The organism is Megasphaera sp. NM10 (assembly GCF_000417505.1).
Taxonomy (GTDB): Bacteria; Bacillota; Negativicutes; order Veillonellales; family Megasphaeraceae; genus Megasphaera; species Megasphaera intestinihominis.
The window spans coordinates 47,763-70,940 of record NZ_APHY01000020.1; the positions used below are offsets into that span (position 1 = coordinate 47,763).

Genomic DNA, 23,178 nt, shown 5'->3' on the forward strand with positions numbered 1-23,178 from the left:
CATAGGCTGTTTTCCTTTTCATATTGGTGTTATAATAATAACAAACTAATCAATATATATTAAAAGGAGTTGTTATTATGGCATCAAAAGAAATGTACGCCTTGGGCTCCCAGGCTTCGGTCATCCGTGACCTCTTCGCTTATGGACAGGAACAAGCGGCTATCGTCGGTAAGGAAAATGTCTTCGATTTCAGCATCGGCAATCCGACCGTCCCGGCCCCGGCCTGTGTCAAAGAAGCCATTGAAGACATCTTGGAAACGCGGGAATCCGTGGCCATCCACGGCTATACGGCAGCTTCCGGTGATGCGTCTGTCCGCCAGGGCCTGGCCGATTACATGAACCAGACTTATGACGCCCAGGTACGGGCCGATAATTTCTACATGACCTGCGGGGCTGCAGCTTCGCTGACCATCAGCCTCAAAGCCCTCGTCGAAGGCCCGGATGACAAAATCATCCTCATTGCGCCGTTCTTCCCGGAATATACGGTCTTTGTCCACAATGCCAATGCCAAAGCCGTCGTCCTGCCGCCGGATACGGAACACTTCCAGATTTCTCTGGACGCCCTGGAAAAGGCCATTACACCGCATACACGGGCAATCATCATCAATTCGCCGAATAACCCGTCTGGCGTCGTCTACTCGGCTGATACCTATGAAAAATTGGCGGCCCTGCTGACGCGGAAGTCCCAGGAAATCGGCCATCCTATCTATATCATTTCAGATGAACCGTACCGGGAAATCATTTACGATGGCCTTCCCATCCTCTATGTCCCGAAATTCTACAAAGACACGATCATCTGCTATTCGTACAGTAAATCCCTGAGCCTGCCGGGCGAACGTATCGGCTATGTCCTGGTTCCGGACTGCGCTGCCGATGCCCAGGAAGTCTATACAGCTGTCTGCGGTGCCGCCCGTTCCATGGGCTTTGTCTGCGCACCTCATCTTTTCCAGGACGTCGTCCTCAAATGCCTGGGCCAGACTGGCGACATGAACATTTACGACGAAAACCGCAAGCTCTTATATAATGGTTTAAGAGAAATGGGCTACGACTGCGTCTATCCGAGCGGCGCTTTCTACCTCTTCGTCAAATCGCCTGAAGCCGATGCCAAGGCTTTCTCCGACAAGGCCAAGAAGCTGAATCTGCTCATCGTACCGGCCGACAGCTTTGGCTGCCCTGGCTATGTCCGCGTATCGTACTGCGTCGATCCGGATATGATTAAACGGTCCTTTGCTGCCTTTAAGAAACTGATGGAACAGTATAAGTAAAAAGATGTAAGAAATTGGAAAAATTTCCTTGACACGTCCTGTATCTGTGGTATACTAAACGAGTCGTTAGGAAATGGGCCTATAGCTCAGCTGGTTAGAGCGCACGCCTGATAAGCGTGAGGTCGGTGGTTCAAGTCCACCTAGGCCCACCAATTTTTCACTTGACAATTTCCTGCGGTATGTTATACTAAGCAAGTCCCATGACATGGGCCTATAGCTCAGCTGGTTAGAGCGCACGCCTGATAAGCGTGAGGTCGGTGGTTCGAGTCCACCTAGGCCCACCACACAGACCATCGTTTGGATTATTCCGGAACGATGGTTTTTTTTTTCAACAGAAGGAGGGAAGACCATGACGGAAAGTGAAAGGCAGCTCCAGGAAATGGCCCTGTCTATCCAGGCGGCCCGGCAGCAGGCCGGGTGCAGGGCGGCCGTCACGGCACCACCGACAGCGGCCGATACGATTCCCAATCTCGGCGGTGAAGCTCGGGCAGGAGACTGCCTGGTCAGCATGCTGGCCAGCGGCAGCAAGGGCAATGCCGCTTATATCCGTTGTGGCAAGACGAATATCCTCATCGATGCCGGCATCAGCTGCCGCCGCATCGAACAGGGATTGAAGCGCTACGGCTGCGCTTTAGGGGACCTCGATGCCGTCTTCATCACCCATGAACATTCGGACCACGTCAACGGCCTGGCGACGCTCCTCAAGCGGACGGACATGCCCGTCTATACGACAGCCGAGACCTGGCAGGCCATAGGCCGGAAAGTGGAAGGCTTCCAGGACCGCTTCGTCCGCCTGACACGCCGCGTCGGCCTGAAGGATATCCAGGTCATTCCCTTTGCCATATCCCACGATGCCGTGCGGCCCGTCGGCTATACGGTCTGCCACGGCGAATCGAAGATCACCCTGGCGACAGATTTAGGCTGTGTCAGCCCTGACGTCGCGGCGGCAGCGGCTTATGCGGACATCCTCATTTTAGAAGCCAATCACGACGAAGGCATGGTCCGCAACGGGCCCTATCCCTATCCGCTCCAGCAGCGCATCCTCGGCCGCTGGGGCCATCTGTCCAACAAGACGGCAGCCGCTTTCCTGGCCGGTCTGCCGACGAAGGGCGTCATGCGGGTCCTCCTGGCACACCGCAGCGAAAAGAATAACACGCCGGCCCTGGCGCTGCACACGATGCGCACTATCCTGTCTCAGGCCGGACGGGTCATCGGCCAGGATATTTTATTGCGGTTGGCCTGCCAGAAGGGCAGCGTCCGCTTCCAGGAAAGGAGTCATGAATTATGATGCAACGCAAACATGTCATTACGGCGGCAGCCGCCGTCGTCCTCATCGCCGTCGGCGTCTTCGGCGGTTTCAAGATCCACGATGCCTTTTTTACGCCGAGCGGTACCTATAACGGGACGGTGAACCAGCTCCAGGAACCGTCGAAATCGGATTCCATTTCCGATGCCCGCAATACGGCCGTCGTCCAGGCTGCTAAGAAAGTCAACCCGGCTGTCGTCGGCATTACGACGAAAGTCTATAACCGCGATATGTTCAACCGCAAAGTCCTGGTCGGTGAAGGCGTCGGCTCTGGCGTCATCTTCGACAAGGCCGGCTATATCGTCACTAATAACCACGTCGTCGGCACGGCCAAGACGGTCATCGTTTCTTTGGCCGATGGCCAGAGTACCGAAGGGACTGTCGTCGGCCGCGATGAAAAGACGGACCTGGCCGTCGTCAAGATCAAGATGGACAACCTGCCCGTCGCTGAATTCGGCGACAGCGATTCCCTCCAGGTCGGCGAACCGGCCATTGCTATCGGCAACCCCCTGGGCCTGGAATTCCAGGGCACAGTCACAGTCGGCGTCATCAGCTCCCTCAATCGGACCATCGGGGCTGAAGGCCAGAGCATGAAGCTCATCCAGACCGACGCAGCCATCAATCCGGGCAATTCTGGCGGCGCCCTCGTCGACGCCGACGGCAAGGTCATCGGCATCAACAGCGCCAAGATTTCCAAGGAAGGCGTCGAAGGCCTGGGCTTTGCCATTCCTATCAACGCAGCCCGTCCGATTTTGCAGGACCTCATCAAGAACGGCAAAGTCGTCCGCCCGTACCTCGGCTTATACGGTCTGGACCAGCAGATGGCAGCCCGTTTCGGCATGAAGCTGAACGTAGCCGGCATCTACGTCTATAAAGTCGCTGCCGGCGGTCCTCTCGACCAGGCAGGCCTCCGCCATGGCGACGTCATCCTGAAACTCGACGGCACGGATGTCAAAGACTTCAGCGCTCTCCAGAGCGTCATGGATAAACACAACGTCGGCGATTCGGTCAGCCTCGACTACACGCGCAACGGCTCGGACCACGAAGTCACCGTCGTCCTCCAGGAAAGCCCGCAGAATGATTCGTCCGACCAGGAAGACGGGACCAACTGATGAAGTACCACGTCATTACCATCGGCAAGATCAAGGAGAAATACCTCACGGCCGGCATCGATGAGTTCTTGAAGCGCCTGCGCCCGTACGGCCAGGTCGAGCTCACCGTCCTGCCCGAAGAGAAGATGCCCGACAACCCGTCGCCGGCCCAGAAGACCCAGGTCCTCGACAGGGAAGGGGAGAAGATGCTGCGCCACGTCCGCCAGGGCTCGCACCTCTTCGCTCTGGACGTGCAGGGCAAGCTCGTGTCGTCTGAAGACCTGGCGGCGTCCTTTGCCAAACTGGCCCTGTACGGCTGCAGCGAAATCTCCTTCATCATCGGCGGCCCCTTCGGCCTGAGCGACCTCGTCCGCCGCAGAGCCGACAGCTGTATCTCCTTTGGCCGCATCACCCTGACCCATCAGATGATACGCCTCCTCTTATTAGAACAAATCTACCGCGCCATCAAAATCGACCGGCACGAACCCTATCATTTGTAAGGGGCTGGCAGCTAGCAGTTAGCCGTTAGCAGCTTGGGCGTCTGGTTTTTACGAACTGCTAACAATGAATAACTTAAACAGGGACTACGCACGAAGACTTATGTCATCATGCGTGGTCCCTGTTGTTTTATAGTTCGTAGGGGTCGCCGCGTGGGCGACCCGTTGGATTTGGATGATTATTCTAGCAAACTGGGCGGTAAATCGTATATATTTCTAGAGCGGGCTCGCCACGTGCGAGCCCCTACAGCTTAAAAAAGGCTTGCCGCACATGCGACAAGCCTTTTTCATTCTGGTGGACCATCAGGGGATCGAACCCTGGACACCCTGATTAAGAGTCAGGTGCTCTGCCAGCTGAGCTAATGGTCCATATTTTGTTGTCCTTCGTACTCGCTGTTTCCTGAGCACATGTAATATAATACACTAAACCTCAGAGAAATGCAAGCGCTTTTTTAAGAAAATTTACAGAATCTTGAATTTCCCCCGATTCTTGATTTTGGCGACACGGCGAATGTATAATGAAAGAAGTGATATTTTACAAAAACTACTCGTTTGTTGATAGATTGAAAGTGAGCGATGTGTATGATTACTTATAATGGCAATGGCGGCATGGACACTGTCGCTGTCGGCCTGAATGAACGGGGGTCGACGCTGCGCCAGCTGCCCGAAGGGGATGTCCAGCTCATCCGGGCCTATGCCGGACAGCACCCGGAGATTTTGCAGCATACGTCCCTTCACGTCTTCCACTGCCTGTCTGACGGCCGGGCCAGGACCTATTTCCTCATCGGCTTGGAAGGGAAGCCCATCCGCTATTCGACGTATGAAGATTTCCGCATGGCCCGGCGCCTCATGGCCGCAGCCATGAAAGAAGGCGTCAGCGAACTGGCTGTCATGGCCGATACCCTGGATATGGACCTGGGGTCCCTCATCGATGGCCTGCTCTACCGTAATTACGAATTCAATCACTATAAACGCCAGGCCAAGAGCCGGACTATCGGGAATATCAATATCCTGACCCACAGCCTGCGCCCGAAGGAATTCAATTCCATGTGCTACATGTATACATCCATCTATGAAGGCATCTACGCGGCGCGGGACCTGGTCAACATGCCGTCCAATGATTTGACGCCGCGCAAGTTTGCCGATATCGTCGGGGCCATGCTCAAAGGCGACAACATCCTCATAGAGAATCTCAATAAATGGGCCCTGGAAAAACGCCATATGGGCGGCATCGTCGCCGTCGGCAAGGGCAGCATGAACCCGCCCCAGCTCCTGTCCATTGCCTACCAGGGCGACCCTAACAGCCGGGAAGTCCTGGGCATCGTCGGCAAGGGCGTCACTTATGACAGCGGCGGCCTGTCCCTCAAGAGCCATGCCAATCTGGAATTCATGAAGGACGACATGGCCGGTGCCGCAGCGGCTGTCGGCGTCATGCGGGCTTTGATGCTGCTCAAATATCCCGTCAACGTCCTGGCCGTCCTCCCGCTGGTCGAAAATATTCCCTCCGGCATGGCTTATCACGTCGACGACATCCTGACCATGTACAACGGCAAGACGGTCGAAGTCAAGAACACCGATGCCGAAGGGCGGCTCATCCTGGCCGATGCCCTGACGTATGCTCAGGAAAAGGGGGCGACGCGTCTCATCGACCTGGCGACTTTGACCGGTGCCTGCGTGACGGCCCTGGGGACCGTGCGGACGGGCATGATCGGCAACGACCAGGAATGGATGAACCGTTTCTTCAGCGCTGCGACGGAAGTTCACGAAAAGATATGGCAGCTGCCGGCTGATGAAGAATATGAAAAGTTCCTGGAAAGCGACGTCGCCGATTTGAAGAACGTCGGCGGCTCCGAAGCGGGAGCCATCACGGCAGGCCTCTTCCTCAAGCAGTTCGTCCACGACGGCACGCCGTGGATCCACTTGGACATCGCCGGCCCGGCCTTCAATGAAAAGGCCGACGAAACGGGCCTCATCGGGGCGACCGGCGTCGGCATCAAATCCATTCTTCACTTATTGCAGGGAGGCGTGGCGTCCCATGATCGTTGATTTACATATGCATACGACTTGTTCAGACGGCGTATATACACCGGAACAACTAACACAGATGGCCGTCGACGCCGGGCTCAGCGTCATGGCTATTTCCGACCACGATACGGTAGCGGCTTATGACGGCAGCCATCGTTTCGCCGCAGGCGTCCGCGTCATCCCGGCTATTGAAATCAGCTCGGAATGTGACGGCGAAGATGTGCACATCCTGGGCTACGGCATCGACACGGCTGACGCCGGCTTGCAGGCTTACTGCGCACAATTCAAGGAACGGCGCTTCAACAGGGCCCTGGAAATCGTCGACCGCTGCCGCAGCTTAGGCTATGACATCAATCGCAGCGGCATCGAAGCGACACTGCGCCAGGGCGGGACTGTCGGCCGGCCCCACATTGCCCGCCTGCTCGTGGCCAAGGGCTATTTCCCCGACGTCAAGACGGTCTTCGATAAACTGCTCTACCGCGGCGGTCCGGCTTACGTCCCTTATCACCGCCGCAGCATCGACGACTGCGTGGCCCTCATCCGCCAGGCCGGCGGTACGGCCATCCTGGCCCATCCGGGCCTGCTCAAGCGGACGCTGGACCAGGTCCTGGCCCATGACTTTGACGGCGTCGAAGTCTATCATCCCAAGAACCGCGGCCGCTATAAAGAATTCTTGAAACTGGCTGAGGACCGCCATGGGTACGTCAGCGGCGGCTCAGATTTCCACGGCACGACAGGCCGTTTCCCCGAAAAGGTCGGCGTCTTTACCGTCGATGCCAAGGCGGTAAAAGCTCTGCTCGACCATGTAGAAGGGAACCTAAAGAAAAGCAGGTGAGATTATGGAGGTTTTCGGTTTTATCGGCGCCAGCGGCACGGGCAAGAGCCATCACGCCCTGGTCGTCGCCTATGACCACGATATCCAGGCCATCATCGACGACGGCCTGCTCATCGACCACAACCGCATCGTCGCCGGCCGGTCGGCCAAAGAAGAGACGAACCGCCTGAAAGCCGTGCGCCGAGCTATCTTCAACAAGCCCGAAGACGCAGCGGCCATGCGGGCGGCGCTGGAGAAGATACATCCCGATAAATTGCTCATCCTGGGCACGTCGAAGCACATGATACACCGCATCTGTGAGTCCCTGCACCTGCCGGAAGCGTCGCAGTTCATCCGCATCGAAGATGTGTCGTGCCCGTCGGAAATCGCCAAGGCCCGGGCCATCCGCATCAAAGAGGGCAAGCACATCATCCCCGTGCCGACGATGGAACTGAAGCCCCATTTCCAGGGCTATCTCCTGGACCCGATCCGTTCCTTCTTCTATGGCCGCAACGGCAAGAAGATATCGCCTTTTGAACGGTCCGTCGTCCGGCCCGTCTTCAGTTATTACGGGAAACTGACCTTTTCCAACGACGTCTTGGAAGCCCTGGTGCGCCATGCCCTGGCCAAGAACGACGGCGTCACCAAGATCAACCGCCTGCGGGTGGCCATCAATTACAACTCGACGCGCAATGGCCTGGCCATCATCCTGTCCCTGACCATCGCCTATGGCCAGAACATCAAGAAGCTCATGAGCCGTATCCGCCGGGACATCCAGCAGGAAGTGGAATACACGACGGGCATGTCCGTCGAGATCCTCAAAATCACGGTCCGTAGCATTTCCCAGCCTGAAGACTAGGCGTCGCCGTTTTCTTCGGTCAGGACCATCATGAGCGGCGTAATCAGGCCCCGCAGGGCGTCGACATTTTCCGCCGAGAAGCCCTTGTACTGAGGAGAATGGCTCAGGCCGTCGAAGAAATCATGCATACAGCCGATGAGCTGGGAATTATTGAGCAAGTAAATGGGCTTGGTCTGGGGCAATATGTGGTGCGTGTTCTTTTTGAAGAAAGCTGACGTGTGATTGCCGTAAAAAGCGAGATTAGAAAAATTCGTATAACTGCTTTCTCCCGATGCCGGGAGGAGAATCCCGTAAGTAATGGCCGGGTTCTGCTTCATCTTTTCGACGATGAGGTTGAGCTGGGCCTTTCTTTCGTCTGGCGTCATCTGGTAGTTCATGTCGGTCAGGTAGAAGCAGCCCGTTTCCAGGTAGCGGATGATGGAATTCTTGGGCATGATGATTTTCATGCGCCCCTGTTCGATGATGCGGTACCAGATGTACTGGATGCGCCGGACCCATTCTTTGGTGGCATTGGGATATTTTCCTTCGTCGATGAGTTGGCACAGCGACGTATAGACTTCGTCGGGGAGGAGGAATTCCAGGCCGTTGGTCAGGAAGAAGAGGTAGTTGTTGGATGTAAAGAAGATGTCGCGGTAGCCGAATTTTTCCATGCCCAGGGACTGGCGGGGCTCCATGAGGACGGGCTGGACCATCATGTAGGCGCAGCACTTCTTATAGATTTCCCGGACCTGGGCCGGGTCGGTGATGGTCAGGCACATGTCGATGTAGTCGTCGCCGTCGACGTAGTAGAGGTAGGCAAAGGCGTCTTTGAGGACGATGATGTTGCGGTACGATTCGTGGTCGATTTCGTGCATGGTGAAATTATAGGTCAATAAGTGGTCCAGACACTGATAGAGGCTGCTGGCGGCCTGGGGCATATGATCGGCAAAGACGTCCATCTTCAGGCCTAAGTGGACGTCGCAGGACCAGCGGTCGTTGTGACATTCTTCCAGGAGCTGCCAGATGCCGTTCTGGTCGAGGACGTGGAACTGGCCGGTCATGACCAGCATTCCCTGGGACTGGAGGCCTTCCAGGTATTGGTGGAGCAGCTGGCACAGGGCCGTGTGGCAGTCAGCGCGGCCGGCGTAGAAATGGATGGCCTGGTCGCGGCTTTCACTTTTCCCCTTCCTGGTCTGGGCCTGGCGGTAGGCACGGCTTAGCAGGTCGTAGAGATGGAAGGCCAGATCCTGGCCGTCGTCGGCAAAGGAGAAGATGCGCTTCAGGTCCCCTTCCTGGTGCTGTTTCTGGGCCGTGTTGGCAAAGAAGCGGGCCATGTCCTCGTGGATGCGGTCGGCATGGCGTGAAGCCGGCAGGCGGGCGCCGTTGACCCATTTGCTGATGTAGGACATGTCGTAGTCGATGGCCTGGGATAAGGTCGTATATTTCGTCTCTGTATATTGCAGCAGCTGCTTGAGGACTTCTGCATAAGGATTCATGAACAGGACTCCCTTGATGATAGATTTGAATACGTGTATATTCCTTATATTCCTTATATTCATTATATAGCCTGGCCAGGACACCTTCAAGGAAAGGCCTTGTCATATTTGTCATCTTTGAGGCAAGTTTTTCATCTTTTGTCACGGCTTTGTGCGTATTTTTCAAGGGCAAAAGGGGCTATACTAAAGCCAGAAGATGAGAAGAAAAAGAGCTCATCGAAGACAAGTAAGGAAATCTATAAGGAGGAAGTCATCATGGCAAAACTGATTACAGCAGAAAATGCAGCATCGCTTATTAAAGATCGTTCGACTATCGCCGTTTGTGGTTTTGCACAGTGTGCATTGCCGGAAGAAGTATTGCAGGCCCTGGAAGACCGCTTTACCAAGACCGGATATCCGCAGCAGCTGACACTGGTCCATACGGCCGGCATCGGTGACGGTGTGAGCAAGGGTGCCAGCCATTTCGCCCACGAAGGCATGCTGAAACGGGTTATTGCCGGTCATTACAACCTGGCTCCCAAACTGGGGAAACTGGTCATGGACAATAAGGTCGAAGGCTACAACCTGCCGCAGGGCACGATGGCCCAGTGGTTCCGCAGCATTGCCGGCCGCAAACCGGGCCTGTTTACCCGTGTCGGCCTCAATACCTTCGTCGACCCCCGCATCGAAGGCGGGAAATTGAACAGCATCACTAAGGAAGACCTGGTAGAAGTCAAGGAACTGGACGGCGAAGAATATCTCTGGTACAAACCGTTCCCCATCGACGTCGCTATCGTCCACGGGACCTGCGCCGACTTGAATGGCAACGTATCGACGGATAATGAAGAAGTCCGCATGGAACTCCTGCCCATGGCCCTGGCAGCCAAAGCCAGTGGCGGCATGGTCATCGTCCAGGTCGAAACGCTGGCCGAAAACCGGACGATTCCGCCGAAACACGTCGTCCTGCCGGGCATCGACGTCGACTACATCGTCTTGTCCAAGGTCCGTCAGGTCCAGAACCCGGCTTATACCGGTGAAATGCGTATGCCTTTGTCCCAGATTCCGCCGATGGAACTCAATGCCCGCAAGGTTATCGCCCGTCGGGCTGCGATGGAACTCGTTCCCAACGCCGTCGTCAACCTGGGCATCGGGATTCCTGAAGGTGTTTCCAGCGTAGCTAACGAAGAAGGTATCGGCGACCAGCTGACCCTGACCGTCGAAGCCGGGCCTATCGGCGGCGTACCGGCCAGCGGCGCGGACTTTGGCGGTTCGGCCAACGCCGATGCCATCGTCGACCATCCGTATCAGTTCGACTTTTACGATGGCGGTGGCTTGGATATGGCTTTCCTGGGCATGGCAGAATGTAACGCCAAAGGCGACGTCAACGTCAGCAAGTTCAAAGACCGCATCGCCGGCTGCGGCGGCTTCATCAACATCACCCAGAATACGCATAAAGTCGTCTTCTGCGGCACCTTTACGGCCAAGGGCCTGCGCGAAGAAATCCGGGACGGCAAACTGGTCATCACCCATGAAGGGGCTGTCCAGAAATTCATCGATAAGGTCGGCCAGATTACCTTCAGTGCTGAATATGCCCATAAACACAACCAGCAGGTCATGTTCATCACCGAACGCTGTGTCTTCGTCCTCACCGATAAGGCTTAGTCCTCACGGAAATCGCACCGGGCGTGGATCTGCAAAAGGACATCCGCGACCAGATGGAATTCGTACCGCACATCGCCGAAAATCTGAAGACCATGGATGAACGCCTCTTCCGCGATGAACCCATGGGCCTGGCCCAGGACATCTTTGAACAACAGGCGGGTTAGTGGATAGTGGCACTGTAGGGGGCGCACGTGGGCGCCCCGTTCGGAATTTGGATGTTTCTCCCAGTAAACCGAATGGGAAATGGAAATCACATCATCCTGGAGCGGACGCCCCACGTGGCGCCCCTACAGAAAAAGGGACCGTCCGAAGGGCGGTCCTTTTTCTTGACATCTCCCGTCTGCGGACGGTATAATAAATCTGAAACATGTGACTGACGGAAGTGGAGTTACCACGGGGAGCATGATTCGTACGAGCCGACCGTCTGGGCGAAACGTTCCAGAAGTGTCGGTATTTTTTATTTTTGCTTAACTATTCAGGAGGAATCACCATGAAAGAACTGCAATTAAAATACGGCTGCAATCCCAACCAGTCGTCGGCCCGGGTTTATATGAAAGATGGCAGCGACCTGCCCTTTACGGTCCTCAACGGCCGTCCCGGTTATATTAATTTGCTCGACGCCTTCAACAGCTATCAGCTGGTCAAAGAATTGAAAGAAGCGACAGGCCTTCCGGCAGCGGCTTCCTTCAAGCACGTCAGCCCGGCTGGGGCCGCCGTCGCTACGGACATGAGTGATACCCTGAAAAAGATATACTGGGTCGACGATTTGAAATTGTCCCCCCTGGCTTCGGCCTATGCCTGCGCCCGCGGTGCTGACCGCATGAGCTCGTACGGCGATTTCGTCGCTCTGTCCGACGTCTGCGATGTCGAAACGGCAACGCTCCTCAAGCGGGAAGTCTCGGACGGCGTCATCGCTCCGGGCTACAGCGACGAAGCCTTGGCTATTTTGAAGACCAAGAAGAAGGGGAATTACTGCGTCCTCCAGATAAACCCGGACTACAAGCCGCGCCTCGTCGAATCGAAGGAAGTCTATGGCGTCACTTTTGAACAGGAACGCAATGAAGCCAAGATTACGACGGACCTCTTCAAAAATGTCCCGACGAAGAACAAGAATATCCCGGCAGCAGCTCAGCGCGATTTGATGATCGCCCTCATCACTTTGAAATATACCCAGTCCAATTCGGTCTGCTACGTCAAAGACGGCATGACCATCGGCGTCGGCGCTGGCCAGCAGTCCCGCGTCCACTGCACGCGCCTGGCTGGCAACAAGGCCGATATCTGGTGGCTCCGCCAGAACCCGAAAGTCCTGAACCTGCCTTTCCGCGACGATGTCCGCCGTCCGAACCGCGACAACGCTATCGACGTCTACATCTCCGATGACTACGAAGACGTCCTGGCCGACGGCATCTGGCAGGACTTGTTCACGGAAAAACCGGAACCGCTCACACGGGAAGAAAAGAAAGCCTGGATCGCCCAGCTCCACGGCGTAGCCTGGGCAGCGATGCCTTCTTCCCCTTTGGCGACAACATTGAACGGGCCCATCGCAGCGGCGTCGACTACATCGCCCAGGCCGGCGGCTCCATCCGCGACGACAATGTCATCGAAACGTGCGATAAATACAACATCGCCATGGCCATGACCGGCCTGCGCCTGTTCCATCATTAAGGCTTCCCCTGGGAAGAAGAAGGACCGCTCGCGGGGTTCCTATGCTCTATAGTTTGTAGGGGCCACGTGGGAGACCTGTTAGGAATTTGGATGATTCTTCTAGCAAACGGGTCGGGAAATCGTACCTATCCCAGAGCGGGCGCCCCACGTGGCGCCCCTACAAGAAAAGGCGCTGTCGCACGAAGGGTTATGCCATCTGCTAACTGCTAACCCCTAACTGCTAACTACTTAAAAGGAGCTGTCGCGATGCGACAGCTCCTTTTTTCCACGAAACAAGAGGTGATACCATGAAAACCTGTACATCTGTCTGTCCGTATGACTGCCCCGATGCCTGCGGGCTCGTCGTGACGGTCGACGGCGGCCGCGTCGTATCCGTTGCCGGCGACAAGTCCCATCCCTTTACGCGCGGGACGTTGTGCCCGAAGATGGCCCATTATGAGCGGACCGTCCATTCGCCGCGCCGCCTGACGACGCCGCTGAAGCGGATTGGCCCCAAGGGAAGCGGCCAGTTCGCGCCCATTTCCTGGGACCAGGCCCTGGCAGAAATAGCCGGGACCTGGAAGGCCATCATCGCCGAAGCCGGTGCCGAAGCCATCCTGCCCTATTCTTATGCCGGTACCATGGGCATCGTCCAGCACGACGCCCTGCACGGCCTGTTCTATCGTTTGGGTGCTTCGGAACTGGACCGGACCATCTGCGCTCCGGCCAAAGGGCGGGGCTTCAAGGACGTCATGGGCAATACCATGCCGACGGCGCCGCAGGCAGCCCAGGACAGCGACTGCATCTTCCTCTGGAGCATCCATGTGCTGGCCACGAATATCCACTTCCACCACGACGTCGAAGCGGCCCGGGCCAAAGGGGCCGTCGTCTGGTGTATCGATGCCTATCGCAACAAGACGGCCGACCTGGCCGACCACTTCATCGCCGTCCGCCCCGGTACGGATGGAGCCCTGGCCCTGGGCATGATGCATGTCCTCGACCGTGACGGCCTGGCTGACGAAGCCTTCCTGGACCGGAACGTCCTCGGCTGGGAGGACTTGAAAAAGAACGTCCTGTCCAAGTATACGCCGGAAAAAACGCAGGGCATCACCGGCGTGCCGGCCGACGTCATCGTCGAATTGGCCCACGCCTACGGCCGGGCCCGGGCGCCGTTCATCCGCCTCGGCAGCGGCCAGTCCCGCTATCGCAACGGCGCCATGACGACGCGCCTCATCACCTGCCTGCCGGCTGTCGTCGGCGCCTGGGGGAAGCAGGGAGCCGGCCTCTTGACTTCGGCGTCGGCGTCGAAAGCCTATGATAAAGAAATCGTCACCCATTCCGATTGGAAACAGCCTGGCAAGCGCGTCGTCAACATGTGCTGCCTGGGCCAGGCACTGACGGGTGACGACCGCATCCGCAGCCTCTTCGTCTATTCGTCCAATCCGGCCTGCACGGCGCCGGACCAGAACCAGGTCCTGAAGGGCCTCTGTCGGGACGATTTATTTACCGTCGTCCACGAACGCTTTATGACCGATACGGCCCGCTATGCCGATATCGTCCTGCCGGCGACGACGTCGCTGGAACACGACGACGCCTATTATTCCTATGGCAACTACACGATCCAGTGCGGCTATGCGGCCATCCCGCCTGTCGGCCAGAGCCGCTCCAACTGGCGCGTCGCCTGTGACCTGGCCCATGCTATGGGTATAGACGATGATTTCTACGATTGCTCAGAACGGGACCTCGTCGAAGCCCTGGCTGCGTCGACGACGAAATGGCCCCTGCCTGTGGATCAGCAGCGCCTTAGTCAGGGCCTGCCGACGCCGCTGCCCATGCCGGACGATTACCAGACGCGATTTGCCACGCCGTCGGGGAAAATCGAGATATACAACGCGGCCCTGACGCCGGCCCTGCCGGACTATCTGCCCCTTGCAGAAGACGACGGCACGCTGGCTTTCGTCAACGGGCCGGACATGCGCATCCTCGATTCGTCCTTCAATGAACGGGACGAACTGACGGCCAGCCATACAATGGACCTCTTCGTCCATCCCGACGATGCGGCCCGCTATGGCCTGCAGGACGGCCAGACCGTGACCTTGGCCAATGAACGGGGCCAGGCCGATTTCACCGTCGTCATCTCTAAACGGACTGTGCCGGGCCAGGTCGTCAGCGAAGGCGTCTGGTGGCGGGAACGGGTCAAAGGGCAGGGAGCCTCAGTCAACGTCCTCACGTCCCAGCGCCTGACCGACGAAGGCGCCGGCAGCACCTTCTACGACGTCCGCGTATCCATCGTACCGTAATAGTTGGTAGTTTGCAGTTTGTAGTTTTTAGCAGACGGGACTAAATTTAAAGCCATCCACGAGGCACGGCCTGCGACCTGCGACCTGCGGCCCGCCCTTTGGGCGGCCCCTACGAACCCCTGACAAGTAAAAATACTTGACAGATAGGCTGCTTTCCGTTATAATACCAAAGTACGCTGTTTGAAAGGCGGTGAAGCCATGCTTGAAGATGTAGTCCGCAAGGGACGGCTTCTCGATTTGTACGGGCCTTTGCTTACGGAGAAACAACGGCGCTGTATGGAAATGTATTTCGATATGGACCTGTCCCTGAGCGAAATCGGGGAGGAACTGCACATTTCCCGCCAAGGTGCCTATGATATGCTCAAGCGCGCTTCCCATTCGCTGGAAAGCTACGAACAGCGCCTTCATCTGCTGGCCCGCTACGATGCGGTCCGGGATAAGATCGATGAAGTAGAGCGGCTTCTCGACCGGGAAGAACCGCAAACCCTTGAAAGAGCGAAACAGCTTTTGCATGAAATAGAGTTATAGAAGGAGGCCCCTTATGCCATTTGAAAGTCTGTCCGAACGATTCCAGGCGGCATTTAAAAAACTCCGCGGCAAAGGGAAGCTTTCTGAAGAGGATGTCAGCGAAGCGCTGAAAGAGATGCGCCGCGCCCTTCTGGAAGCGGACGTCAACTTTGCCGTCACCAAAGATTTCATCAAGAAAGTCAAAGAAAAGGCCGTCGGCGAAGAAGTCTTCGGCAGCCTCAATGCGTCACAGACGGTCATCAAGATCGTCCGCGATGAACTGACGGAACTCCTCGGCGGGACACAGAGCCGGATCACCATTTCTCCCAAGCCACCGACCATCATCATGCTCGTCGGCCTCCAGGGGGCTGGTAAGACGACGACAGCCGCTAAACTGGCCAAGAAGCTGAAGTCCCAGGGCAAGAGCCCGCTCATGGTCGCAGCCGACGTCTACCGTCCAGCGGCTATCACGCAGCTTCAGGTCCTCGGCCAGGAACTGGACATGCCTGTCTATACCGAAGAGGGCAGCAAGAACCCTGTCGCCATTGCTCAGCACGCTATTCCCTATGCGACCAGCCATTTACGCGATGTCGTCATCATCGATACGGCCGGCCGTTTACATATCAATGAAACCCTCATGGACGAACTCATCAACATCAAGAATGAAGTTCATCCCCATGAAATCCTGCTCGTCGTCGACGCCATGACCGGTCAGGATGCCGTTACGGCTGCATCGGCCTTCGATAAAGCCCTCGGCATCGACGGTATCATCATGACCAAGCTCGATGGCGATGCCCGCGGCGGTGCCGCCTTGTCCATCAAGGCCGTCACGGGCAAACCGATTAAGTTCATCGGCGTCAGCGAAAAACTCGACGGCTTGGAAGAATTCCATCCGAACCGCTACGCATCGCGTATCCTCGACTTAGGCGACGTCGAAACGATCATCGAAAAAGCCCAGGCGGCTTTCGATGAAGAATCGATGGAAAACATGAAGAAGACCATGAAAAGTGGTACCTTCACCTTCGATGACTTCCTGTCCCAGCTCCATATGATCAAGAAAATGGGCAATATGGGCAGTCTCCTGAGCCTCATCCCGGGCATCGGGAAATATAAGAAAGAACTCGACAAAGTCGACATGGACGGCAAAGAATTCAAACGAATCGAAGCCATCATCACATCCATGACGGCCCAGGAACGGTCGAGTGCCAATCCGAAAATGCTCATCAAGGACAGCCGCAAGCGCCGTATCGCCAAGGGCAGCGGCACGCGCGTCCAGGATGTCAACCGTCTCATCAAGCAGTTCGCAGAAATGCAGAAGATGAAGATGAAGCAGGCCAAGAAAGCACAGAAGAATAAACGACGGGGTTTCATGCCGCGTCTGCCTTTTTAAATGGATTTCCCTTTTTTGTGGAAATAAGATACTATATCAAGGAGGTGATTTTCAATGATTAAAATTCGTTTGGCTCGTTTAGGTGCTAAAAAGAAACCGATCTACCGCGTCGTCGTCGCTGATTCCCGCGATGCTCGTAACAACGGTCGCCCGGTTGCTACGTTGGGCATGTACGATCCGTCCAAAGACATGGACAATCGTCTGACCGTCGATGCTGAAGCAGCTGTAGCATGGCTCGGCAAAGGCGCACAGCCGACAGATACGATCCGTTCTATCTTCAAAAAAGCTGGCATCATGGCTCAGTTTGAAGCATCCAAAAAGTAAGTGAGGCTGGATACTATGGAAGAATTGATTGCATGTATCGCCCGGTCCCTCGTCAAGAACCCGGATGCGGTTACAGTTACCAAGATTCAAAAAAAGGCCTCGAAGTCTATCAGCTTCATGTCGCACCCGAAGATATGGGTAAAGTCATTGGCAAACAGGGTAAAATTGCGAAAGCATTGCGCCTTGTTGTCAAGGCTGCGGCAGTGAAGGCTAACAAGAAAGTATCAGTGGATATCGTATAGGAGGAACCATGGATCAGATTACATTGCGCGTTCCTGTCGCTGTCAAAGCAAAGGTTACGCAGGCCCTCAAGGATCGTATCCTCAAAGGTGCTGACCAGGCCCTGAGTGACATCGATCGGGAAATGCAGAACCTGGAATTCCAGGCCAAACGCATGATGACCGAACAAGCTAAAATCGATGCACAAGGGTTGATTTCCTTGCGTGCTAAAGTAGAAGAACAGAAACAGCGTCTCGCCGCAGCTAAGGCTAAGGCACAGCACGACAGAGAAGAAGCTGAACAGTTGACAATCGGTTCCGAAATCAGACAAGGCACGCTTGAACAGACTGTCGTTGTCAATGTCGGCGATGATTTAGAAAAATTGATGGGAACGGAAATCCTGCTTGAAGACGGCAAGATCGTTTCTATCCGCCAATAGAATACGATGGCTGAATTAGATCTTTTCACAATCGGTCAAATCGTTGCCCCGCACGGCGTGCGGGGTGATGTTCGTATTTATCCCGATACGGATTTTCCGAAACGATTCCTGAAAATGAAATACGGCTACATTGACGGCAAGAAATATGAAGTAGAATCCGCACGTCTTCATAAGCGGGTCGTCCTCATGAAATTTGTCGGCGTCGATGATCGCAATGCGGCGGAACTGTTGGTCAAAAAAGACCTGCAAGTGCCGCGCGAAGATTTAGTGCCCCTGCAGAAAGGCCAGCACTACATCTACGACATCCTCGGCTCGGCCGTATACGACCTTCAGGGCCATGAACTGGGAAAACTTACAGACGTACTGCGCACGGGCAGCAACGACGTCTATGTCGTCACTGCCGATGACGGCAAGGAAACACTCCTGGCCGCCATTCCCGATGTCATCAAGTCCATTGATGAAAGTGCCAAGAAGATTGTCGTCGATCCGCCGGAGTGGGTGGACGAATGAGAATCGACATTATCTCACTCTTTCCGGAGCTCATCGAAACGTTCTTCCAACACAGCATCATCGGGCGGGCACGGGCAGCCGGCCTGTTGGATCTGGATGTGACCAATCCCCGTAATTTCACGTACGACCGTCATCACATGGTCGATGATACCATCTATGGCGGCGGCTGCGGCATGCTCATGAAGGCAGCGCCCCTCTATGCCGCTGTCGAAGCCGTGCGGCGTCAGGTGCCGCGGCGGCGCATCATCTTCATGGGGCCCGCAGGGCAGACCTTTACGCAGGCCAAGGCACGCGAGCTGGCGACATACGACCAGCTTATTTTATTATGCGGCCATTACGAAGGCGTCGATTACCGCGTCGAACAGGATTTGGCCGATGAGACCATTTCCGTTGGCGACTACGTCCTCACTGGCGGTGAACTGCCGGCTATGACCGTTACCGATGCCGTAGCCCGCATGATTCCCGGAGTCCTCGGCGCAGCTGCCGGGGCCGCTGACGATTCTTTCTATTCGTCGCTCCTGGAGTATCCGCAGTACACCAAGCCTGCCGTCTTTCGCGGCATGGCCGTACCGGAGGTCCTGCGGAACGGCGACCACGCCAAAATCGATGCCTGGCGTCGGGAAGCGTCGCTGGCGCGGACTTTGGAATTACGGCCGGACCTTTTGCAGCATTGCGATTTGTCGCCAGCTGACCAAAAGATACTGGCTAAACTGAAAGGGGCGAAGAAATGATGAAATCCCCTTTGTATGTCGGATTGGTTCATTATCCCATATATGATAAGAACTTCAACGTCATTGCCACGGCTATTACCAACTACGATCTGCATGACATTTCGCGGTCGGCCAAGACTTATGGCGTCAAGAAATATTTCATCATCCACCATATTCCGGGGCAGCTCGATATGGTGCATAAAATCATGGATTTCTGGGAAAGCCCGGTGGGCCGCAACTATAACGGCTACCGCACCCAGGCTTTCGATATCGTAGACATCCGCCCGTCCATCGAAGCGGCTGTCGAAGCCGTCACCGCCGCAGAAGGGAAGCGCCCTTACGTCGTCACGACGGACGCGCGGACCTATGCCAACACCATTTCCTATAAGGAGTTGCGGCAGAAGCGGGAAGAAGACGATACGCCGATCCTCCTGCTCTTTGGCACGGGCTACGGGATGACGAAAGAAACGATGGAAAAATTTGATTTCATCCTGGAACCGATTTACGGGGCCGGGGAATATAATCACTTATCTGTCCGTTCGGCAGCAGCTATCATCTTAGATCGCCTGGCCGGCGAAGATTGGTGGAAATAAAGGGAGGCATTTGAATGTCTGGACATTCTAAATGGGCGAATATTAAACGTAAAAAAGGGAAAAACGACGCAATCCGCGGTAAGATCACGACCAAAATCGGCCGTGAAATCACGATTGCTGTCCGCATGGGCGGTCCGGACCCGGTCGGCAACATGCGTCTGAAGCTGGCCCTTCAGAAAGCAAAGGAAAACAATATCCCGAAAGATAACATCAAACGGGCTATCCAGAAAGGCGCTGGCGCTACAGAAGGCCAGAACTACGAAGAAATCGTATACGAAGGCTACGGCCCGGCAGGCGTTGCCGTTACGGTCAACGTCCTCACGGATAACCGCAACCGCGCAGCCGCTGCTGTCCGCCACGAATTCTCCAAATCCGGCGGCAACCTCGGCGCTACGGGCTGTGTCAGCTGGATGTTCCACAACACGGGCATCTTCGTCGTCAACCGCGACCAGGCCGATGAAGACCAGATCATGGAAGTCGCCCTCGATGCCGGTGCTGATGACGTAAAAGTTTCCGACGAAGACTACGAAATCATCACCACGCCGGAAGCCTTCGACGCTGTCGAAAAAGCCCTGGCTGACAACAACATCGAAACGGAACACGCATCGATCACCATGGTTCCGGAAAACACGATCAAACTCACGGGAGAAGACGCTGAAAAAATGGAACGCTTCGTAGACGCCCTCGACGAACTCGACGACGTCCAGGACGTATACCACAACGCAGAACTTCCGGAAGAGGAAGAATAAGAGTGGTTAGTGGCTAGTGAACCATTCACTACAAACTGCAAGCTGCAAACCTAAAAAGGCGCTGTCGCAAAGACAGCGCTTTTTTACTAGCCATGAACCACGAGCCACTAAATCCCCAAACCGTTGTAATAACAACCGATTGTCCTATTTATCCATGGTATACTACGTTCAGAAGTTGAGAGAACCTCACTTAGAGATAAGATATAATTCATCCACTTACTTAGGAGGTAGGTACTATGTTGAAATCTGTTTTGAATAAATTCGCAATGAATGAAAAAGTTACGTCTGATATGATTATGGGCGATATCATCCGTCTTCATCCGGAAGTCGTCGATACCCTTATTTCTCAGGGGATGCACTGCCTGGGCTGCCCGTCGTCGCAGCAGGAAAGCCTGGCCAATGCCTGCTTTGTCCACGGCCTGGACCCGGAAATCGTTACTAAAGCCGTCAACGTTGCCATTGAAGCGAACAAACAGTAAGAGGAGGACATATCATGAGCGCATTTTTAGGACCCATCCATTTTTGGTTATACAATAAAATCCAGTTCCAGGAAAGCCTGATCGACGAACTCATCCGCTACGCATCCAGCCAGGGCTGGTCCGACAGCGATTTGGTCGACAAATACGGCAGCAAAGACCGCCGCAAACTCGATGAAGTCATCGACGAATCGAACATCCACGGCTGGCTCCAGTCGCGCATCCACGATGCCGAAGGCCGTTATGCCGCCTTGGTACTCGACGTTGCCGGTGACCAGGAAGACCGCCTGACGGCACTGAAACAGGCCGCTTATGACTTCGGTGCCAGCCAGCATCTCAATGCCACTACGGCCCCGGAAGCCTTCCACCGCCTGGACGACCTGCTCCTGGACGGGATGCCCTGCGACCAGGTCAACCGCGTCCGCGAAAGCGATGACAGCCGCATCACCTGGGACCGGACTATGGACCTGCACAGCGAATTCTGGCAGGGCCACGGCGACCGCTACTACGCCCTGCGCCAGGCCTTGGTCGACGGTCTGTTATCGGCTACGGATTACGCCTTCACCAGCCCGGCCGAAGGCCAGTATGAAATCGTCAAGAAATCTGCCTAAACGAAAGAGAGGGAGCCTTATGTATTGCACGGAAGTCATGGTTAAACAACATGCCAATATTTCACGGATGCTGAAAGTCATCAAAGAATCGTGTTGCGCTATTCTGGAAGGGGCTGAAATCGACCAGCAGGAATTTGCCGAAATCCTCGATTTCATCCGCCGTTATGCCGACGGCCACCATCACCGCCGGGAAGAACTCGTCCTTTTCCCTGAAATGGTCGACCACCTGGAAGAAGTCGCCTCCATCATCATCAAGCACGGCATGCTCGTCGAACACGACCTCATCCGTGCCCATGTCCGGGCCCTCGACGAAGCCCTCAAACTCTACGCCCAGGAACCGAAGACGGAATATAAACTCCAGGTCCTGACCGAAGCCATGGCCTATGCCAACCGCCTGCAGCAGCACGTAGAAAAAGAAAACAACGTCGTCTACCCCTTAGCCGACCGCGGCCTGTCCGATGATATCAAAGCTAAAATCGACCAGACTGTAAAAGACATGGAACAAGAAGAAGGCCCGGAATTCGTAAAAGGCTACATGGAACTCCTGGACCGCCTGGAAAAGAAATATAAAATCGCGTAAGGCCGCCTATGGGCCGCCCGTAGGCCGCGGGCCGCATCGGACTCATGGTGGTATTACGACCGTGTACCAGTGGGCATAAATTCCGGCTGTATCCAGGAGTCACGGCGGGACGCCTTAACAGGACGTCCCCTACGAAATCGCATACAGGCGATGAAAGTGAAATAAAAAAACACAGCCAGCGGCCTTGTGCGTAGGGGCCGGCCCAAGCCTTTTTGGCCCGTCAGGTGCCGACCGACAGAAGGCGCAGGACGGTTGCCAAAACGGACAGCTGTGGCTGGGCGGCCCGCTGTGAGATTTGGGCATAACCTATTCTGGATGATGGTAGGCTTTTTCAAACCACGAGTCATTCGTTATGCTAAAAGGCTGTACACAGGATTCACGACGGCCCGGCTCTCCTCATAGGAGAGCTGTCAGCGAAGCTGACTGAGAGGTTGCTTTTTTTACATAGCTTGTAGTACGGAGTTTGTAGTTTGTAGAAGCTGGCTTAAAATTTTTACCCGTTGCTAGCTACTAGCCACTAACCACTAAAAAACTTGTCGCGCGGCGACAAGTTTTTTTTTATGCTAAGACACATTCTGTCCTCTTATTGATGTATAATAATATGTCCAAGGAGGCGATAGGAATGAAACAGATTGACGTAGTACAAGCACAGCAAGATATCCAGTTCATCTATAACTGCTATAAGAAATTTGCCCTTGACGTGGACGAATGTCGGGCGGTCCTTAAAGAACGCGACTGCTGCGAACTATAATGGGCCCCTTGTCAAGACCACGTTCTAAAATTTTAAGAGTGGCAGTAAGCAGAATTATTCTAAGCAGCGAAGCAAGCAAAGTAAAACTCGTTGGGAACCTTGTAGCCTAATGCCTCGTGGGGCCGTATGTTGTTGTAATCATCTACGTATTGGTTAATCAGACGTCGAAGCTCTCTTGGGGTGCGATATTCGTTCGGATAGAGCTGCTCCGTTTTGAGGCTACGGAACCAATCGTTCAATCATGATGTTGTCTGCCCAGCGGCTCCTGCCGTCCATACTTTGGCGGATATTGAGGTTACGAAGCAGATTCTTGTAATCATCACTGGTAAACTGGCTGCCTTGATCTGAATTGATAATGGCTGGAACGCTGATGCTTTAACGTTTCCGTCACGGCATGAATAC

Annotated in this window: 25 protein-coding genes, 3 tRNA genes, 1 pseudogene and 1 riboswitch; of the genes and pseudogenes, 26 read left to right on the top strand and 3 right to left on the bottom strand. The window is 55.2% G+C overall.

Annotated features, from left to right (window positions below; genetic code table 11):
- Positions 1-77 precede the first annotated feature (77 nt).
- From NM10_RS04450 to rlmH, 6 genes are all read left to right on the top strand, one after another.
- Entirely contained in the window at positions 78-1,265 is a 1,188-nt protein-coding gene (locus tag NM10_RS04450; protein WP_020310406.1) for a pyridoxal phosphate-dependent aminotransferase, read from the top strand.
- 75 nt (positions 1,266-1,340) lie between these two features.
- Positions 1,341-1,417 (top strand) — tRNA-Ile (locus NM10_RS04455).
- A 55-nt stretch (positions 1,418-1,472) separates the two neighbouring features.
- A tRNA-Ile gene (locus NM10_RS04460) sits at positions 1,473-1,549 on the top strand.
- Between the two features lie 65 nt (positions 1,550-1,614).
- A complete protein-coding gene (locus tag NM10_RS04465) occupies positions 1,615-2,553 on the top strand; it encodes an MBL fold metallo-hydrolase (RefSeq protein ID WP_020310407.1) in 939 nt (312 codons plus the stop codon).
- Entirely contained in the window at positions 2,550-3,683 is a 1,134-nt protein-coding gene (locus NM10_RS04470) for a S1C family serine protease (protein ID WP_020310408.1), read from the top strand. The genes NM10_RS04465 and NM10_RS04470 overlap by 4 nt, the downstream gene beginning before the upstream one ends.
- Positions 3,683-4,162 carry a 23S rRNA (pseudouridine(1915)-N(3))-methyltransferase RlmH gene (rlmH, locus tag NM10_RS04475; protein WP_020310409.1) on the top strand — a complete coding sequence of 160 codons (480 nt, stop codon included), beginning with the start codon at positions 3,683-3,685 and terminating at the stop codon, positions 4,160-4,162. Before NM10_RS04470 ends, rlmH begins: the two co-directional genes overlap by 1 nt.
- A 290-nt stretch (positions 4,163-4,452) precedes the next feature.
- Here the strand turns inward: rlmH and NM10_RS04480 are convergent.
- Positions 4,453-4,528: transfer RNA gene (locus NM10_RS04480), tRNA-Lys, on the bottom strand.
- A gap of 213 nt (positions 4,529-4,741) precedes the next feature.
- Between NM10_RS04480 and NM10_RS04485 the strand changes: the two genes are divergently transcribed.
- Genes NM10_RS04485 through NM10_RS04495 form a run of 3 tightly spaced genes read left to right on the top strand, consistent with a single transcriptional unit; the run spans position 4,742 to position 7,857 of the window.
- A complete protein-coding gene (locus NM10_RS04485; protein ID WP_020310410.1) occupies positions 4,742-6,205 on the top strand; it encodes a leucyl aminopeptidase in 1,464 nt (487 codons plus the stop codon).
- On the top strand, positions 6,195-7,019 hold the full coding sequence (locus tag NM10_RS04490) for a PHP domain-containing protein (RefSeq protein ID WP_020310411.1): 825 nt from the start codon (positions 6,195-6,197) through the stop codon (positions 7,017-7,019). The genes NM10_RS04485 and NM10_RS04490 overlap by 11 nt, the downstream gene beginning before the upstream one ends.
- Before the next feature lie 4 nt (positions 7,020-7,023).
- Entirely contained in the window at positions 7,024-7,857 is an 834-nt protein-coding gene (locus tag NM10_RS04495; RefSeq protein WP_020310412.1) for an Asp23/Gls24 family envelope stress response protein, read from the top strand.
- On the opposite strand, the gene NM10_RS04500 is transcribed toward NM10_RS04495, so the two are convergent.
- Positions 7,854-9,332 carry a hypothetical protein gene (locus NM10_RS04500; protein ID WP_020310413.1) on the bottom strand — a complete coding sequence of 493 codons (1,479 nt, stop codon included), beginning with the start codon at positions 9,330-9,332 and terminating at the stop codon, positions 7,854-7,856. The two genes, NM10_RS04495 and NM10_RS04500, sit on opposite strands and share 4 nt — an antisense overlap.
- Positions 9,333-9,587: 255 nt before the next feature.
- Between NM10_RS04500 and NM10_RS04505 the strand changes: the two genes are divergently transcribed.
- The 17 genes and pseudogenes from NM10_RS04505 (at position 9,588) to NM10_RS14960 (ending at position 22,776) form a co-directional block, all read left to right on the top strand.
- Complete coding sequence (locus NM10_RS04505) at positions 9,588-10,973, top strand: acyl CoA:acetate/3-ketoacid CoA transferase (protein WP_020310414.1); 1,386 nt, start codon at positions 9,588-9,590, stop codon at positions 10,971-10,973.
- 23 nt (positions 10,974-10,996) lie between these two features.
- Positions 10,997-11,137, top strand: a complete 141-nt coding sequence (locus NM10_RS15110; protein ID WP_020310415.1) for a hypothetical protein — start codon at positions 10,997-10,999, stop codon at positions 11,135-11,137.
- Positions 11,138-11,332: 195 nt separating this feature from the next.
- Positions 11,333-11,410, top strand: a riboswitch (ZMP/ZTP riboswitch).
- Between the two features lie 53 nt (positions 11,411-11,463).
- Positions 11,464-12,612: a phosphoribosylaminoimidazolecarboxamide formyltransferase gene (locus tag NM10_RS04515; protein ID WP_020310416.1), complete on the top strand. Its 1,149-nt coding sequence runs from the start codon at positions 11,464-11,466 to the stop codon at positions 12,610-12,612.
- A gap of 313 nt (positions 12,613-12,925) precedes the next feature.
- Positions 12,926-14,917, top strand: a complete 1,992-nt coding sequence (locus tag NM10_RS04520; RefSeq protein ID WP_020310418.1) for a molybdopterin-containing oxidoreductase family protein — start codon at positions 12,926-12,928, stop codon at positions 14,915-14,917.
- A gap of 198 nt (positions 14,918-15,115) precedes the next feature.
- Entirely contained in the window at positions 15,116-15,445 is a 330-nt protein-coding gene (gene ylxM, locus NM10_RS13230) for a YlxM family DNA-binding protein (protein ID WP_071601829.1), read from the top strand.
- A gap of 13 nt (positions 15,446-15,458) precedes the next feature.
- The gene (gene ffh, locus NM10_RS04530; RefSeq protein ID WP_020310420.1) at positions 15,459-16,814 is read left to right on the top strand and encodes a signal recognition particle protein; all 1,356 of its coding nucleotides are present in this window, start codon (positions 15,459-15,461) and stop codon (positions 16,812-16,814) included.
- Positions 16,815-16,868: 54 nt separating this feature from the next.
- On the top strand, positions 16,869-17,138 hold the full coding sequence (rpsP, locus tag NM10_RS04535) for a 30S ribosomal protein S16 (RefSeq protein ID WP_020310421.1): 270 nt from the start codon (positions 16,869-16,871) through the stop codon (positions 17,136-17,138).
- Between the two features lie 15 nt (positions 17,139-17,153).
- Positions 17,154-17,380: pseudogene (locus NM10_RS04540) on the top strand (KH domain-containing protein).
- 8 nt (positions 17,381-17,388) lie between these two features.
- Positions 17,389-17,796, top strand: a complete 408-nt coding sequence (locus NM10_RS04545) for a YlqD family protein (protein WP_020310423.1) — start codon at positions 17,389-17,391, stop codon at positions 17,794-17,796.
- A 6-nt stretch (positions 17,797-17,802) separates the two neighbouring features.
- Positions 17,803-18,306 carry a ribosome maturation factor RimM gene (gene rimM / locus NM10_RS04550; RefSeq protein WP_020310424.1) on the top strand — a complete coding sequence of 168 codons (504 nt, stop codon included), beginning with the start codon at positions 17,803-17,805 and terminating at the stop codon, positions 18,304-18,306.
- On the top strand, positions 18,303-19,037 hold the full coding sequence (gene trmD, locus NM10_RS04555) for a tRNA (guanosine(37)-N1)-methyltransferase TrmD (protein WP_020310425.1): 735 nt from the start codon (positions 18,303-18,305) through the stop codon (positions 19,035-19,037). Before rimM ends, trmD begins: the two co-directional genes overlap by 4 nt.
- Positions 19,037-19,609, top strand: a complete 573-nt coding sequence (locus NM10_RS04560) for an RNA methyltransferase (RefSeq protein WP_020310426.1) — start codon at positions 19,037-19,039, stop codon at positions 19,607-19,609. Before trmD ends, NM10_RS04560 begins: the two co-directional genes overlap by 1 nt.
- A 14-nt stretch (positions 19,610-19,623) precedes the next feature.
- Positions 19,624-20,358, top strand: coding sequence for a YebC/PmpR family DNA-binding transcriptional regulator (locus tag NM10_RS04565; protein ID WP_014016003.1), 735 nt, complete (start codon positions 19,624-19,626; stop codon positions 20,356-20,358).
- Between the two features lie 236 nt (positions 20,359-20,594).
- Positions 20,595-20,837, top strand: a complete 243-nt coding sequence (locus NM10_RS04570; protein WP_020310427.1) for a DUF1858 domain-containing protein — start codon at positions 20,595-20,597, stop codon at positions 20,835-20,837.
- A 14-nt stretch (positions 20,838-20,851) separates the two neighbouring features.
- Complete coding sequence (locus NM10_RS04575; protein ID WP_020310428.1) at positions 20,852-21,445, top strand: hypothetical protein; 594 nt, start codon at positions 20,852-20,854, stop codon at positions 21,443-21,445.
- 37 nt (positions 21,446-21,482) lie between these two features.
- Positions 21,483-22,025, top strand: a complete 543-nt coding sequence (locus NM10_RS04580) for a hemerythrin domain-containing protein (RefSeq protein WP_239639606.1) — start codon at positions 21,483-21,485, stop codon at positions 22,023-22,025.
- A 622-nt stretch (positions 22,026-22,647) separates the two neighbouring features.
- Complete coding sequence (locus NM10_RS14960) at positions 22,648-22,776, top strand: hypothetical protein (RefSeq protein ID WP_256378956.1); 129 nt, start codon at positions 22,648-22,650, stop codon at positions 22,774-22,776.
- A 59-nt stretch (positions 22,777-22,835) separates the two neighbouring features.
- On the opposite strand, the gene NM10_RS15255 is transcribed toward NM10_RS14960, so the two are convergent.
- Complete coding sequence (locus NM10_RS15255; RefSeq protein ID WP_071601830.1) at positions 22,836-23,015, bottom strand: integrase core domain-containing protein; 180 nt, start codon at positions 23,013-23,015, stop codon at positions 22,836-22,838.
- Positions 23,016-23,178: the final 163 nt, after the last annotated feature.

Excerpts from the sequence above, each read along its gene's own strand:
- NM10_RS04450 (WP_020310406.1), top strand. The coding sequence starts at position 78 with ATGGCATCAAAAGAAATGTACGCCTTGGGCTCCCAGGCTTCGGTCATC.
- NM10_RS04465 (WP_020310407.1), top strand. The coding sequence starts at position 1,615 with ATGACGGAAAGTGAAAGGCAGCTCCAGGAAATGGCCCTGTCTATCCAG.
- NM10_RS04470 (WP_020310408.1), top strand. The coding sequence starts at position 2,550 with ATGATGCAACGCAAACATGTCATTACGGCGGCAGCCGCCGTCGTCCTC.
- rlmH (WP_020310409.1), top strand. The coding sequence starts at position 3,683 with ATGAAGTACCACGTCATTACCATCGGCAAGATCAAGGAGAAATACCTC.
- NM10_RS04485 (WP_020310410.1), top strand. The coding sequence starts at position 4,742 with ATGATTACTTATAATGGCAATGGCGGCATGGACACTGTCGCTGTCGGC.
- NM10_RS04490 (WP_020310411.1), top strand. The coding sequence starts at position 6,195 with ATGATCGTTGATTTACATATGCATACGACTTGTTCAGACGGCGTATAT.
- NM10_RS04495 (WP_020310412.1), top strand. The coding sequence starts at position 7,024 with ATGGAGGTTTTCGGTTTTATCGGCGCCAGCGGCACGGGCAAGAGCCAT.
- NM10_RS04500 (WP_020310413.1), bottom strand. The coding sequence starts at position 9,332 with ATGAATCCTTATGCAGAAGTCCTCAAGCAGCTGCTGCAATATACAGAG.
- NM10_RS04505 (WP_020310414.1), top strand. The coding sequence starts at position 9,588 with ATGGCAAAACTGATTACAGCAGAAAATGCAGCATCGCTTATTAAAGAT.
- NM10_RS04515 (WP_020310416.1), top strand. The coding sequence starts at position 11,464 with ATGAAAGAACTGCAATTAAAATACGGCTGCAATCCCAACCAGTCGTCG.
- NM10_RS04520 (WP_020310418.1), top strand. The coding sequence starts at position 12,926 with ATGAAAACCTGTACATCTGTCTGTCCGTATGACTGCCCCGATGCCTGC.
- ylxM (WP_071601829.1), top strand. The coding sequence starts at position 15,116 with ATGCTTGAAGATGTAGTCCGCAAGGGACGGCTTCTCGATTTGTACGGG.
- ffh (WP_020310420.1), top strand. The coding sequence starts at position 15,459 with ATGCCATTTGAAAGTCTGTCCGAACGATTCCAGGCGGCATTTAAAAAA.
- rpsP (WP_020310421.1), top strand. The coding sequence starts at position 16,869 with ATGATTAAAATTCGTTTGGCTCGTTTAGGTGCTAAAAAGAAACCGATC.
- NM10_RS04545 (WP_020310423.1), top strand. The coding sequence starts at position 17,389 with ATGGATCAGATTACATTGCGCGTTCCTGTCGCTGTCAAAGCAAAGGTT.
- rimM (WP_020310424.1), top strand. The coding sequence starts at position 17,803 with ATGGCTGAATTAGATCTTTTCACAATCGGTCAAATCGTTGCCCCGCAC.
- trmD (WP_020310425.1), top strand. The coding sequence starts at position 18,303 with ATGAGAATCGACATTATCTCACTCTTTCCGGAGCTCATCGAAACGTTC.
- NM10_RS04560 (WP_020310426.1), top strand. The coding sequence starts at position 19,037 with ATGAAATCCCCTTTGTATGTCGGATTGGTTCATTATCCCATATATGAT.
- NM10_RS04565 (WP_014016003.1), top strand. The coding sequence starts at position 19,624 with ATGTCTGGACATTCTAAATGGGCGAATATTAAACGTAAAAAAGGGAAA.
- NM10_RS04570 (WP_020310427.1), top strand. The coding sequence starts at position 20,595 with ATGTTGAAATCTGTTTTGAATAAATTCGCAATGAATGAAAAAGTTACG.
- NM10_RS04575 (WP_020310428.1), top strand. The coding sequence starts at position 20,852 with ATGAGCGCATTTTTAGGACCCATCCATTTTTGGTTATACAATAAAATC.
- NM10_RS04580 (WP_239639606.1), top strand. The coding sequence starts at position 21,483 with ATGGTTAAACAACATGCCAATATTTCACGGATGCTGAAAGTCATCAAA.
- NM10_RS14960 (WP_256378956.1), top strand. The coding sequence starts at position 22,648 with ATGAAACAGATTGACGTAGTACAAGCACAGCAAGATATCCAGTTCATC.